This is a genomic window from Pseudoalteromonas sp. SMS1 (assembly GCF_021530565.1).
Classification (GTDB): domain Bacteria; phylum Pseudomonadota; class Gammaproteobacteria; order Enterobacterales; family Alteromonadaceae; genus Pseudoalteromonas.
This window is the reverse complement of record NZ_JAKGBI010000021.1, coordinates 62249-75990: the sequence shown is the minus strand read 5'-3', so window position 1 is coordinate 75990 and position 13742 is coordinate 62249. Positions and strand designations below refer to the sequence as shown.

The window sequence follows — 13742 nt, the reverse complement described above, 5'->3', positions numbered from 1 at the left end:
TTAACTCTAAGCGATGTGCATAGCCGCACATCGCGGTCATTTTAAAGTCATCTATGTATCAAGCAGTTCTATTTGTTATTTTATTTTCATGTTCTTTCGTGGCCTTTGCTGAGGTTGACTTCGAGGCGTTACGCAGTACATACAGTCAGGCACCAGAAGCTTGGCCTAAACCAGAGCTCAGTGCAGGGGTCGCACATCGTGAGCTTGGGCTTCTACCTGATGTGGTACATCCATCGTCTAACCCGTTTAGTCAAGCAAAAGCAGCACTCGGGCGACGGCTATTTTTCGACCCCAAATTATCACGCTCTGGGCAGATTGCGTGTGCGAGTTGCCACGACCGCGACTTAGGCTGGGCTGATGGCAGAACAGTGTCATTTGGGCATGACAGGCTCACAGGCAAGCGCAATGCGCCGAGTGTTGAAAATGCCGCTTTTTGGCAAACGTTATTTTGGGATGGACGTGCGATAAGCCTAGAAGAGCAGGCTTTAATGCCTATTCAAGATCCGCTCGAAATGAATATGACCTTGCCTGAATTATTAGAAAAATTGAACGCAGATCCAAGCTATCAATCTGTATTCAAAGCCGTGTTTGGGACGAAAACGATTTCTGTCCAGCAGGTTGCAAAGGCGCTAGCGACTTATCAGCGCACAATTGTATCGAGGCGCTCAGATTTTGACTACTTCTTACTGGCTAGAACACAGTCACACTCAAGGATTCAGCAGGCATATAACCAAAAACTCAGTGATCAGGCACTGTGGGGGTTGCATCTATTTAGGACTAAGGCACGGTGTATGAACTGTCACAATGGACCACTGTTCAGTGATAATGGTTTTCACAATATTGGATTGACCTACTATAAACGTGAGTATGAAGACTTAGGGCGCTATTTAGTGACAGGTAAAGCGAGCGATGTGGGTAAGTTTAAAACACCAAGTTTACGAGGTGTAATGAACAGTAAACCATGGATGCATAATGGGTTACTGGCTGATATGGAAGGCGTTATGGCGGTATATAATGCTGGAGGCTTTCGTTTTCGCGGGGACCCTAAAGATCCACTCGCGCCTATTACATCGCCTTTACTACAGCCGCTTTCTTTAACTCAGCAGGAACAACAAGCGCTGGTGGCATTTATGGATGCGCTGACCCCATACCCGAGCGCAGGCATTGTGCACTAATTTTACGTATTGGTGATCGGAGGGTGTGATGGTCGAGTGAGCAAGTATGCTAATACGGATACTTCGATGATGGCCACGAGCACCAATACATACCAAGGAGCTTGGCTAAAGCATAATAAAATATAGCCAATGAGCATACCGATGCCGGCACCCCACTTGCCCTTTGGAGGCACAACCTGATGTGCTCGCCAAGCGATGAGTGAGGGGCCAAATTTAGGGTGTGTTAACAGCCAGTTTTCAAATTTGGGTGATGAACGAGAAAAGCAGGCTAGCGCAAGAATGAAAAAAACCGTGGTTGGCATCACTGGCAATGCCATACCGATAAAACCAAGGCCGACAAAAATGATCCCCGCAGCATGTAGCCAGAAACAGCGATTAAATAGCTTTTTCATGTTGTGCTGTTTCTCCTGTTTAAAGTGTGCTGTGCGCCTGTCACATATCCATAAATTGAATCAAAAAATGCGCTGATCACAGTATGGACCCCATATCATTTTAACAGCTGTTGCTTTTCCATTATAGACGAAATGTGCAGTAATTTATTCTGAGGACGTGGCTTGAGGGGAGTTTGCCATGCAAATATGGAGAATTTGCATGGCAATATGAAGCACTAGAAGTAGTAACCGATGTTGATATTGAAGCGTCGTTCAACATCCTCACTTTGACCTGCAATGGTACCGCCAACAAAGGGCTGATTTTTCGCATGCACTAAGTCGATATATGAGAAAATAGGGCCCGCTGTAAGCGCAACGCCTGTGACATTCATCCATGTGTTTGCTGAGTTATCTGACTTATTGTAAAGGGTGCCAAAATCGTTATATAGCTGTAAATGTGTAACAGGACCATAATTAACGGACCAATTGTAGGCTATGTTTGCACTCGACATGGTCGCTTTGGCTGGCATAGTGTCATAAGTGGCGTTGGCCGCAATGGCAATACGCTCTACATTGGTAAGTTGGTAGTCATATTGACCATGCTGGAGTTGAACGTTCCAATTGCCGACATGACTGTTAACGTGGATAGCCCATGCTTGATAATCTCCTGCACTGTACTGGCCATCATGTAAGCCCCCTCTGAGAGCAGAAATACCGAATGCAGTCGAACCTGCAAAGTGTTCAAGGTGGTAATGGTAGCGCCCGACAAAAGTATTTTGTTCGCCCAGCTGTACTTCTGGGGCGTCATAAATCCCTTCTTTTTGTCCTCTGATACCGACAATATCGATGGAATAACGGTCTTTGCGATCTTCCACATACCCATCGATTCCACCCAATTCATCATTTTTGAAAAAGCCAAGATCCAATTGCCAGTTATCGGCGACGCGGCGCTTCATCACAATACCCATGTCATAGTCGTCTTCGAGGCCAACGAAATAATTGGGGCTCATGAAGAAGCTATGGGAGTTATACGGGTCATTGCCAAATGGTACTTGAGTCAAGCCAAGTTGTGCTTGCCATTGTGACGTGACGTCATAGTCGAGGTAGGCATATTTTACGACATTCATATAATCGAAAAAGCGGATTTCGGCATTGAGGCCAATGTTTGCCACTTCTCCTGAGAAGTTAAAGCGGAAGACGTCGAAATCAAAATCGCCCCCTCGGTTTTTCGCATCTTCATCATACGAGTTGGTTGCGTAATTAACTCGGATAGCACCACCAACCTTGATCCCTGATTGTGACTTTTCTGACTGAGCTTGTGTTGCTTGTTGTGATTCTATTTGTTCGATTTTTTGTTGTAACTTGGCCAGCTGTTGCTTCAGTTCTGAAAGCTCATTGGTGGCAGAAAGTGTCTGGGGAGAGGCCAATAAAAGTGGCGTACCCAGTACGAAAGCATGTCTGATACTTCTTGACATTATGTGATTATCCGAGGGGTGAGATTTAACAAAGGCGCAAGCCTAACGTACAAAATTTATGTCTGCAAATTGGGTAAGTTTGCAACTTTTGAGTGTTTGTAATTGGCTTGTATCAATGTCGTAACAGGCATTATTGATTGTCAGATTGTTGCTTCAAACTTGTTATTTTTGGAACCGTCCAAGTGTGTTTTTATTAAACAGTGTTTACAGGTATAATTTTATTAAACAAGGACTTGTGTTTTTCACTGTAAAAAAACATCTCTTGTAAGCCAGACAGCGCTGTAAAACTAAAAAAAATCCGTTTGTGGGGCGTTTTTTTAGCTTTACTGTGAAAGTCACCTGTTTAAAAGTAGTAACCAAAGTTTAAGTTAAATCTGCGTTCTGTATCATCACTGTCTCCGGCGATGGATCCACCCACAAAGGGCTGGTTTTTTGCGTTGACGAAATCCAAATAAGAGAAGAAGGCGCCTGCGGACATAGAGACCCCTGTGACATTCATCCAAGTGTCGTTGGTATGATCTGATTTGTCATAAATAATGCCAAAGTCATTGTAGAACTGTAGCGAGTTTATCGGACCAAGTTTGACTTTCATACTGTACGCGATATTGATGTTGGACATGGTCGCTTGTGCTGCAATAGAGTCATAAAAAGCGTATGCGCCCACGGCGATGCGATCGACGTTGGCGATACTGTAATCATATTCACCATGTTGCAGCTGAAAATTCCAAGGCCCAATATTGGCATTTAGATGTACTGCCCACGCATGATAATCACCCGCTTTAGCGACACCGTTATGTAGATCGCCCATTAGCCCTGAGACGCCTAATTCAGTCGTACCACCTTCGTGCTCGAAGTGATAGCCATAACGACCAGAAAAGGTATTGTACTCACCTATAGCTTGGTTAGGGTCGTCGTATATTCCATCTCCTGCATTTCTAAATCCCACTATATCATAGGAGTAACGATCACTGCGGTCTTCCACATACCCGTCAACACCGCCGAGTTCATCATTTTTAAAAAAGCCAAGGTCCAGTTGCCAGTTGTCGGCAAGTTTACGCTTAAACAGCACGCCCATATCATGGTCATCTTCCAAACCTACATAGTATGTGGTGCCAAAAAACCAGCTGTGAGAATTATATGGCCAGTTACCAAAAGGTACTTTTGTCAGGCCCACTTGTGCTTGCCAATCTTGGGCAAAATCATAATATAGATACGCGAATTTTACTGCGGTCATATAGTCGAAGTAACGCCATTCGGCATTTAAGCCAAACCCCCCAATGTTTCCTGAGAAATTAATACGAAATACGTCGAGCTCAAAATCGCCCCCGCGATTTTTATTGTCATCATCATAAGAGGTGTGGCTAAACGTTGTTCTGACGGCGCCGCCTACTTTGACGCTTGGCTTCAGTGCGCTTTCCTTTGTTTGCGCTCGTTGCTTCGCTTCTTGTTGTTTGGTTTGTTCAAGTTGAGTGATGCGCTTTTGCAGCTTGAGCAGCTGTTGTTTGAGTTCAGCCAATTCATCATCAGACGCTAGCGCGGACGATGTACTTGCCGGTATCAACAGTGCCATGGCAACGTAGATTTTGGTTTTGCGTAACATGTTGGGGTGTCCGTATGGGGAGTTACTGTAGCTAAGCGTAGTTGAGTATTACGGAGATTGCACACCGCACCAAGCTGCTATTGGGCCGGAATTTTTTAATCTTTTTGTATAGTTGAAGATCTGCAACTATATTTTTTGAATGCTCACAGGAAGTCTCGCTATGAATATTTCTCAAAAGTTACGTCTCGCATTCATTACCGCGATTGTGGTACCCCTCGTCATTATTGCCGCCATCGTGATCAGTCAAACTCGGCAGCTTGCGATTGAAAAGTTTGTTGAAATGAGCAGTCGTGAAGCACAACAAATAGATAACGGGATTAGCATGTTCTTTGATGAAGTTGCCAAGAATGTGTCATACCTGTCCGGTCATCCGGATGTGCAAAATGGCAGCGCAGGGGTGTCTGTATATATCGATAACCCCAGCGCAAAGCAAATGACGCCTGATATAGGCACAACGGTAGAGCAGCGACTGTTTGAATTGTACAGCCAATTTGGCGATTCCCATCCTGGTATTTCTTATATTTATTTTGGTAACCCCGAAGGCGGCTATATTCAATGGCCAAAAGGGCAGGTGAGCGCGCAGTACGATCCAAGAGTCAGGCCCTGGTATACAACTGGCAAAAGTGCAAATGGACAGACGTCACTGACCGATGCGTATTATTGGGCGCCCGATGACACGGCAATCATTTCGACCGTGAAAGCGGTACAGTCGCGCAGTGGTCAGTTTATCGGTGTGCAAGGAATGGATGTGTCTTTGAAAGGCCTCACAGACATCATTAAAAGCATCAAATTGGGAGAGACCGGTTACTTAATGTTGGAAGAGGACACGGGCACGATTTTAGTCAATGCAAAACATCCAGATTATACCTTTAAGCACATTGATGAAGTGGAAAACGGTTTGTATCGCGAGTTAAATCGTAGCCCTGACGGCCTGTTTGAAATTACCATTGATGGCATTGACTACTTTTCCAATATTTACACATCAAAAACACTGGGTTGGAAGTTCATCGCCTTTGTTGAACAGCAAGAGGTGATGAGCACGGCCAATAATATGATGTGGACCTTGATTGTGATTAGCCTCATTTTAGTGGCCATTTTTATCGTATTAGCAACGTATATAGCCAGTTTGCTGTCTGGGCCGATTGTTAACGTCAGTGATGGTTTAACGGCAATTTCTCAAGGTGGAGGGGATCTGACCAAGCGTCTTGATGTGAATACACAAGATGAAACGGGCAGATTGGCCGAAAGCTTCAACCAATTTTTGAACTTGATTGCGCAGCTGGTGCAGCAAATTAACCATTGCGCGCAACAGGTCAATCAAACGGCACTGACCACCGCGGGGCAAGCTGATGAATTAACTGGCTCAACAAGTGCACAGCAACAAGCTTTGGAAATGGCAGCGACAGCCATCAATGAAATGGCAGCCACAGCCAATGAGGTCGCATCTAGTTGTGCCAATGCCGCAGAACTTGCTTCGCAGACTCAGCATGCATCCGAGTTGGGCCAAACGGTGATTACCGAAACGGTGCACAGTGTGGCTGATTTGTCTGAGGTAATTAATCGCGCGACAACGGACATCACTAAGCTCGACAGTGAGAGTGAAAACATCATGTCGATATTGAGCGTGATCCGGGGCATCGCGGAGCAAACGAATTTGTTGGCTTTAAATGCGGCGATTGAGGCTGCTCGCGCGGGTGAGCATGGTCGCGGCTTTGCGGTTGTGGCAGATGAAGTCAGGGCCTTATCTCAACGTACCTCTGAGTCAACGGAAGAGATAGCGTCGCAACTCGATAAATTGCGCAAAATGACTGAAGGCGTCTCAACGGATATGAAGAATAGTTTGACGAAAACAGAAAAAACGGTTGAGTTAACCCACTCTGCGCAAAATCAATTTATTGAAATTACACAGTCGATTCAAAATATCAGTGATTTGAATACTCAAATCGCCACGGCTGCTGAAGAGCAACAACATGTGGCAGAAGATATTAACCGCAACGTTGTTGAAATTAAAAATGCCGCTGACAGTGTCAGTGCGATAGCCAGTGATACGTGTGACAACGGTGAAAAAATGACAGGACTGTCACATCAACTCACTGAGCTGGTAGGCAAATTCAAAGTCTAACCGAGCAAATGGTAAATATTTGGCGCTATTTTAAACAAAACTGTTGAAGATCATTCATAGTGCGTAATTGAGGTTTACTCGATGAAAGTGGGTCGGTAATGTAGGGAGAGTTAAAGACAATTTATAGGTGGATCATGGAATTTTCCGAATCGGTAAAATTAGCGAGAACCGAGTCTGGGTTGGAGTATTTTGATGTAAACAGCCCATTATGCCAAGCCAAGATTTTTCTCCAAGGTGCGCAACTTACAGAGTTTATTCCCACCGGTAAAACGGATTTAATGTGGGTCTCTGCGGATGAAGATTATCAAGAGGGTAAATCGGTAAGAGGTGGCATTCCAATCTGTTGGCCTTGGTTTGGCACGCACGAAAACCCCGACTGGCCTGCACATGGCGTGGCGAGAAAAGTCGTATGGCGCGCTGAAAAAGTGGTTGAAACTGCAGATGCAGTCCGTATTTCCCTCTCACTACCTATGATGATGATAGACGATCTCTACTGGCCTTATGAGTCTAGGCTAGAGGTAGAATTTGTATTGAGTGACGCTGTAGAAGTCAGACTAACCAATACGAACCTAGGTAAAGCGCCATTTTCACTTACACAAGCGCTACATACTTATCTACCAACACCTGATATCAAATCGACAAAAGTGGATGGGTTGCAAGGAGCAAAGTTCATTGAGTTTGGTGAGGGGCCTTATACGCAAGACAATACCGTTGAGTTTGCGCGTGAAACAGACATGGTTTATACCCAAGCTGGGCCTGTGCAAACCATTCATACACCACAAGGGGTGATTGAAGTATCTCGAGAAAATTCAATGTCCTGCGTGCTGTGGAATCCATGGATTGAAAAATCGAAGCGTTTGAGCAACTTCCAAGACGAAGAGTATTTGACCATGCTGTGTTTAGAAGCGGCGAATGTATTGGAAGACACCGCAACAATTGAACCTGGACAGAGCCATACATTAATGACGAAGATCCGTTGGCTATGACCTTTTAGATTTACCGCGTTTGGCGTATCCTAGCGACACTTTGATAGCTGGGGTATGCGCGCGGTATCAATCATGACCATATTGATCATTGATGACAATCTAGAAGTGCGATTGAGTATCGCCTATTTTCTTGAAGATCAGGGCTTTGAGGTGCTTGAAGCCGACTCTCCAACGAGTGCTAAACAGCTCTTAAGTGTCAGGGCCGTATCGCTTATCTTACTCGACATGAACTTTTCAAGAGATACGACTTCTGGTGAAGAGGGCATGAGCTTTTTACGCTGGTTAAACAAGCAAAGTACAGCGCCAGCCGTGATTTGCCTTACTGGGTGGGGGAGTGTAGCACTCGCGGTACAAGCATTGCAGCTTGGTGCCAGTGACTTTATTGAAAAACCTTGGCAAAACGACGCGTTGCTTGCGTCTATTCAACAGCAGTTGAAGGTAAGTCAACGTCAAAAAGTGCGAATAGATCGCGCGGCTAAGCACCCACAGCCGCAAATCAATACCTCCCAGAGCTATGTTTGGCAATGCCCTGAAATACGCAACCTAGAAGCACAATTGGCACGTATTGCCAAAACCGATGCGTCGATCTTGTTGTGTGGCGAGAGTGGGGTAGGCAAAAGTCACATTGTTGAGTGGTTACACGAATGCTCTCAGAGAGCTGGTGGCCCCCTCGTGAGTGTCAATGTTGGTGCGCTTTCTACAAGCCTATTTGAAAGTGAATTATTCGGTCATAAAAAAGGAGCATTCACAGATGCAAAGGCAGATCGCGTAGGTCGCTTTGCAAGCGCTTGCACGGGGACATTGTTTCTCGATGAAGTCGCAACTCTATCATTGCCTTTGCAAGCGAAGCTACTGCGTGTTTTAGAGTCGGGGGAGTATGAAGTGCTGGGCAGCAGTGAGACACAGCGAAGTGACGCAAGGCTGATCTGTGCAACCAATGCGGATCTTGCTCAACTGGTCGCGCGAGGTGAATTTCGCACCGATTTGTTATATCGCATCAATACGTTTGTTTTTGAGCTTCCCCCTTTGCGCCAACGTAAAGAAGACATTGTGCCATTTGCAACACATTTGCTGGCTAAACATGCTCAGCGTTATCAGATGGCAACAAAGCCGCTTAACGAAGAAGTGTGCGCCGCATTCTTGCATTACCCATGGCCTGGTAATATCCGCGAATTAAGTCATGTTATGGAGCGGGCTTTGCTGATGAGTGATGGCACGCACATTAATTTGCATGACTGCCAACTGCGCTTTGCCAGTACCCCGGCCCCGTCCTATGCGCAAGCAACGGTATCGTACTCTGAGGGACAGACACTTGCAGAGTTAGAAAAAGCCGCAATTACACACGTGTTAACTGAGGAAAAAGGCGCTGTTAGCAAAGCCGCAAACAGGCTGGGTGTAAGTAAGTCTTCACTATATAGGCGTATTGAAAAACATGGACTAAAAAATGAAGGCTAATTTAGAGCGTGAGTTGCGCCTATATTTGCTGTTATTAAACTTGGTGATCAGTGGGTTAGTCTGCGTTGTGACCTCATTGCAGTCGTTTGCTGTTTTCTGGTCTATCGGCGTGAGTTGTGTTTCTTTTTATCTTTTACACTGTATGGCCAAATGGCAAGTTGGGCGAGTTGTTGGCCTCTTCAGACGGGTCAATATTCAACTGGAAGCAATACAGCAGACAGATTACAACCATCAAGTGAAGCCGCGTTTTCACACGGGTGAGGCGGCTGAGTTGGAAGCTCAAATGGTGGCGCTGAGCGAGCGATTGCACAAAGATAAAACAAGATATAACCGTCAATCTTTCGTGCTCTACCAACTGATTGATAAACTACCCAGCCCGATTTGGGTGTTTAATGAAAAAAAGCAACTCAGTTATGCTAACGCTGCCTTTGAATTAATTTATCATCAATCATGGCACACTGTGCAAGGTCATACAGCGATGCAGTTAGACCTAGAAGAATGTCAGGGAGCGTGGCGCTTTCGCACTGAATCGCGACGTGTTCAGTGGACATTACATAGCAGCGAGTTTTATGAACAAGGAGAATGCCACCGTCTGATTATTGCGACGGATATTCGTAAAGTATTAAGGCACCAAGAGTTGTCAGCCTGGCAGCGATTAATTCGGGTGATTGGGCATGAAATACATAACTCCTTATCCCCCGTGAGCTCGCTTGCGCAAAGCTTACAAACAAAAATAACGCAGTCGCGAGATCGCAATGCATTGAGCGTCATTGAGCAGCGCTGTGCACACTTACAAGCATTTGTAGGGCGTTATAGTCAAATATCTAAACCGCTCAAGTTACATAGAGAAAAGCGGGTGTTGTTAGATCTATTGATGTCTATCAAAAAGTTATTCAGCGAAATGTACGAAGATCAGCGCATCGACTTAGCGTGTTCGGTGCGATACTGCTATTGCGACCCGCAGTTGCTTGAACAGGTGTTAATAAACCTGATAAAAAATGCATTTGAAGCCAATGAAGCCGTTAACCCGCCGCGACATTGGGTAGGGCTCAATGCATTTTATCAGGCTTCTCACGTGGTGATAATCGTGACCGATCAGGGAGGTGGATTTGCGAACTTAGAAAACGCGACAACGCCTTTTTACTCCACTAAGTCAGATGGTCAGGGAATTGGTATCACATTGAGCAGACATATCATTGAACAACACGGTGGAGATTTGTCAGTAAGCAATGGTTTACAGGGCGCGGAAATAAAAATAACCCTTCCCAATTGATAATAATTCTCATTACTATATAATTCAATTCCTATCTACATGTGGCAAGCATCTATGCGTGTCGCGATATGGCTTGGCTAACGCAGCGAGGAGTGCATTATGTTAGTGTTATATCCATTTGTGGCTTTTTTGTTCATGACTTTTGTATTAAAACATATGCAATTGCCCTGCAATACAAAGCGATGGCTGAGTCGAGTGAGTGTTTGGGGCGTTGCTGCGGCCATGGCGGTCGCCAAATTTACATTGGGACTAAGCGCGTTATTCTCCATGGTGGCGTTTATTGTGGTGGGTGCCATCCTCACTTTGTTTACGTCTTTAGGCGCCATGGCACGTCACGATTAATCCTTTCTTGCACACGCAATATAGCCTAAGGTTTATCACTTAGGTAATCGTGCAAGGGATAATCAATGCATAGAGGCATGCTATTGCTGTTCGTCGTAGGATTGTGGCTTACGTCGTTAAATACGGTGGCCCACGAGTGGCTGACCTTTTCCAGCTCGCATTTTAGAGTACACTTTCAACCCCATCATCAAACTTGGGCTGAAAAAGCGGCGATTGAGCTAGAACGCGCGCGTAAGGCCGTGCTTAACCAACAAGGCCGTGCATTGAACGTCGTTGTTGATGCCGTGATCCTTGATCCTTTTAATTTGCCCAACGGCTATGCTCTTCCCAGTTCGGACAATCCTTTGATGGTACTTTATGTGACTCCGCCTCAATCTGATATGGAGATTGCCCATCACCAGAGTTGGTTGCAGTTACTGGTACTTCATGAGTACATCCATTTAGTGCATTTGTCTCAGCCAAGCCGACATGCCCATACTCAGTGGCTGCGAGACCTAAGCGACAGTTATGATCTTGCTGTGGCTGCACAACCTCGTTGGGTGGCCGAGGGGTATGCCACTTTACAAGAGTCGAAGTTAACCGGCAAAGGCCGTCTGTTTGACAATTACAGTGAAGCATTATTACGAGCTTATGCGCGACAAGGTGCGTTACTGCCCTACGCTGCACTCAATTTTGGCGATGGCAGTTATCGGGCAAGTGCCATGGCCTATTTGCTAGGCTCGCGGTTCTTAGCCTGGCTAGAGGCAGAGTTTGGCCAACAAACGCTAGATGCTGTATGGACCCGCACCATGGCGGTCGAGTCACGTGACTTTGAAAGCGCTTTTAACGGTATTTTTGGTCAACCGGCACGACGCTTATATCAACGTTTTATCGCGCAATATACGTTTCAAGCTATTCAGCACGCACAGCAGCTAACCCCTTTTGACAGTCGCGAATTTATGCAGTTTGCTTTTGCTGCTCGTGATGTTGAGTTCTCTAAAAGCCAGCGTAAATTTGCTGCTGTCGAAACCAACCAACATAATGAAACAGTACTCAAGGTGTATGCAAGTGAAGAGAATACCGCAGCATTGACACAGTTTAAAGCGCAACAAAAAGCATTGCTAATGCGTGACCCACAAGATATTGCGGATAGACAGCCAGACTCTTTTGTTCATGAGGTTTTAGCGACTTATGAACCGGTTGATTTCTCGGGTATTTATCACCCGCAATGGGGTGACGAAGATACCCTCTATTTCGTAGCACGCAGCAAAGGACAATCAGGTTCTCGGGTTAATGATCTTTATCGTTGGCATGTGAGTGGCGATCAAGTGACTCGCGTATCACGTGGTTTGGGGATACGCCGATTTGCCTTTATTAATACTCATGAGGTGATTGCGGAGCGCGTTATCAATGGCTTTTCCCAGCTAATACGCTTTGACACGCAGTCGAAATTGATCACGGTGCTACTCAGTGGTGATCTCAATACCGTATTTGATTATCCGACAGTAGATAGCCGTGGGGACAGGTTAGCTTACTTAAAACAAACACCGGCGCAGGGTTGGCAGCTGTTTGTCACCAACCTTGCTCAAGCGCACACTGCCGTACAGGTGCCATTGCCCGAAGGTGCACAATATGTAACTGCGCCGCGATGGCACGAAGAATCACAGATTTTGTATTTTGTTGCCGGACGTCACGGTGAGCTGGGGCTTTATCAATATCACCTTTTGACGAAAATCCTCCGACAGCTGGCATTTGGCAGCCATGTGTTTGAGGAAGTCGTCGGTAATCTTAACGGGCAACTGTTGTTTTTAGAGAGCACGCCATATGGCGCTAAGCTTGGCACCTTGGCAGATACAGGAGAATTCGGCGATGCGACCTTGATGGCCCATGCAGCTCCACATGCAAAAGGGGGAGATAAGGTAACGCAAATTGATACTGAGTCGTTGCATCTAGGTCCGTACCACGCATCTGCACAAAATTGGGGGGGGACAGTCTCGGCACAGGTGGCCTCTGCTAGTGAAGCCATGGTGGGTTTAGGCATCGCTGGCTCAGACATTCTTAAAAAATATAGTTGGCAAGCAGGGGTTAATGTCAGCCCTGATAATGATTTTCTGCGTGGCGGATATGCAGATCTCAAATATTTTGATGGCCTATTTGAGCTGAAAAATGCGGTGCGACTATTTGACTTCGACCTGACTCGCCAATCCGCTGAGCGACTGAGTCGCTCAGCGGATTGGGTTGGCTGGTCAAACACATTGGAACTCGCGACAACGTTTGAAAGAGAAGGGTGGGTTTGGCGGCCGTATACCGGGTGGTATGTAGAAGCATTGCGTAAGCGTTCTGTTGACCATAGTTACTGGCTTGGCAATCAACTGGCTTTTCATCGAGATAGGCAAGCATTCGCTTTTGGTTTTAGTGTCGATGGGGCTAGTATATGGGGCCACAATCGAGGACATGATCTTGTCATGAATGGGTATGCGAAGCTTTGGCATTGGCCAATATTTCTGCAGTCTATAAATCGATATCGTGACCAGGCAACAATGCAAATAGGGGGCTACCGTGTCAATAGCGTCTATGACAAAGTGGGTGCCAACTCAATACACAGTGCTGAGCTTCCTTTTGCATATGAGCGCGGTTTACATTATTTAGGATATGAATTTGCAACCAGTTGGCGCGGCGGAATGCCGCGTTTATATTTAAAACATCACAAGATCGACGGCCATATGATTGCGCGGAGTTGGGGCGCAAAATGGCAGATTGATTTGACTCGTAAAGTATTAGGTAATGCAGCACAATTTGCGCCTGCGGGTGTATCAAATTTACGGTTGGGTTTGGGACTGAGTCGAGTTACCAGTGATGTGTTTGATAATGAATGGCGGGCTTGGTTTGGCGTCTGGCATGAGTTATAGACAGAGAAAAAGGCGGACTGACGTCCGCCTTAACAATTGGTTGGTCTGTTATAAC

At 45.9% G+C, this 13742-nt stretch carries 10 protein-coding genes; 7 read left to right on the top strand and 3 right to left on the bottom strand.

Annotated elements, in window-relative coordinates; all coding sequences use genetic code 11:
- The first annotated feature begins 53 nt into the window (after positions 1–53).
- A complete protein-coding gene (locus L1286_RS19820) occupies positions 54–1175 on the top strand; it encodes a cytochrome c peroxidase (RefSeq protein ID WP_235408747.1) in 1122 nt (373 codons plus the stop codon).
- A gap of 2 nt (positions 1176–1177) precedes the next feature.
- Here L1286_RS19820 and L1286_RS19815 read toward each other — a convergent pair whose 3' ends face one another.
- The 3 genes from L1286_RS19815 to L1286_RS19805 all read right to left on the bottom strand — a co-directional run bounded on the left by L1286_RS19815 (position 1178) and on the right by L1286_RS19805 (position 4621).
- Positions 1178–1567 (bottom strand): YbaN family protein, encoded by a 390-nt coding sequence (locus L1286_RS19815; protein ID WP_235408746.1) that lies wholly within the window; start codon positions 1565–1567, stop codon positions 1178–1180.
- A gap of 215 nt (positions 1568–1782) precedes the next feature.
- Positions 1783–3021, bottom strand: a complete 1239-nt coding sequence (locus tag L1286_RS19810) for a FlxA-like family protein (protein WP_235408745.1) — start codon at positions 3019–3021, stop codon at positions 1783–1785.
- A 343-nt stretch (positions 3022–3364) separates the two neighbouring features.
- A complete protein-coding gene (locus L1286_RS19805; RefSeq protein ID WP_235408744.1) occupies positions 3365–4621 on the bottom strand; it encodes a carbohydrate porin in 1257 nt (418 codons plus the stop codon).
- A gap of 160 nt (positions 4622–4781) precedes the next feature.
- Here L1286_RS19805 and L1286_RS19800 point away from each other — a divergent pair, with 160 nt between their 5' ends.
- From L1286_RS19800 to L1286_RS19775, 6 genes are all read left to right on the top strand, one after another.
- A complete protein-coding gene (locus tag L1286_RS19800; RefSeq protein WP_235408743.1) occupies positions 4782–6743 on the top strand; it encodes a methyl-accepting chemotaxis protein in 1962 nt (653 codons plus the stop codon).
- 134 nt (positions 6744–6877) lie between these two features.
- On the top strand, positions 6878–7729 hold the full coding sequence (locus tag L1286_RS19795) for a D-hexose-6-phosphate mutarotase (protein ID WP_235408742.1): 852 nt from the start codon (positions 6878–6880) through the stop codon (positions 7727–7729).
- A gap of 72 nt (positions 7730–7801) precedes the next feature.
- On the top strand, positions 7802–9184 hold the full coding sequence (locus L1286_RS19790; protein ID WP_235408741.1) for a sigma-54-dependent transcriptional regulator: 1383 nt from the start codon (positions 7802–7804) through the stop codon (positions 9182–9184).
- Complete coding sequence (locus L1286_RS19785) at positions 9174–10457, top strand: sensor histidine kinase (protein ID WP_235408740.1); 1284 nt, start codon at positions 9174–9176, stop codon at positions 10455–10457. Before L1286_RS19790 ends, L1286_RS19785 begins: the two co-directional genes overlap by 11 nt.
- 99 nt (positions 10458–10556) lie before the next feature.
- Positions 10557–10799: a hypothetical protein gene (locus L1286_RS19780; protein WP_235408739.1), complete on the top strand. Its 243-nt coding sequence runs from the start codon at positions 10557–10559 to the stop codon at positions 10797–10799.
- Positions 10800–10864: 65 nt separating this feature from the next.
- On the top strand, positions 10865–13687 hold the full coding sequence (locus tag L1286_RS19775; RefSeq protein ID WP_235408738.1) for a TolB family protein: 2823 nt from the start codon (positions 10865–10867) through the stop codon (positions 13685–13687).
- Positions 13688–13742 lie beyond the last annotated feature (55 nt).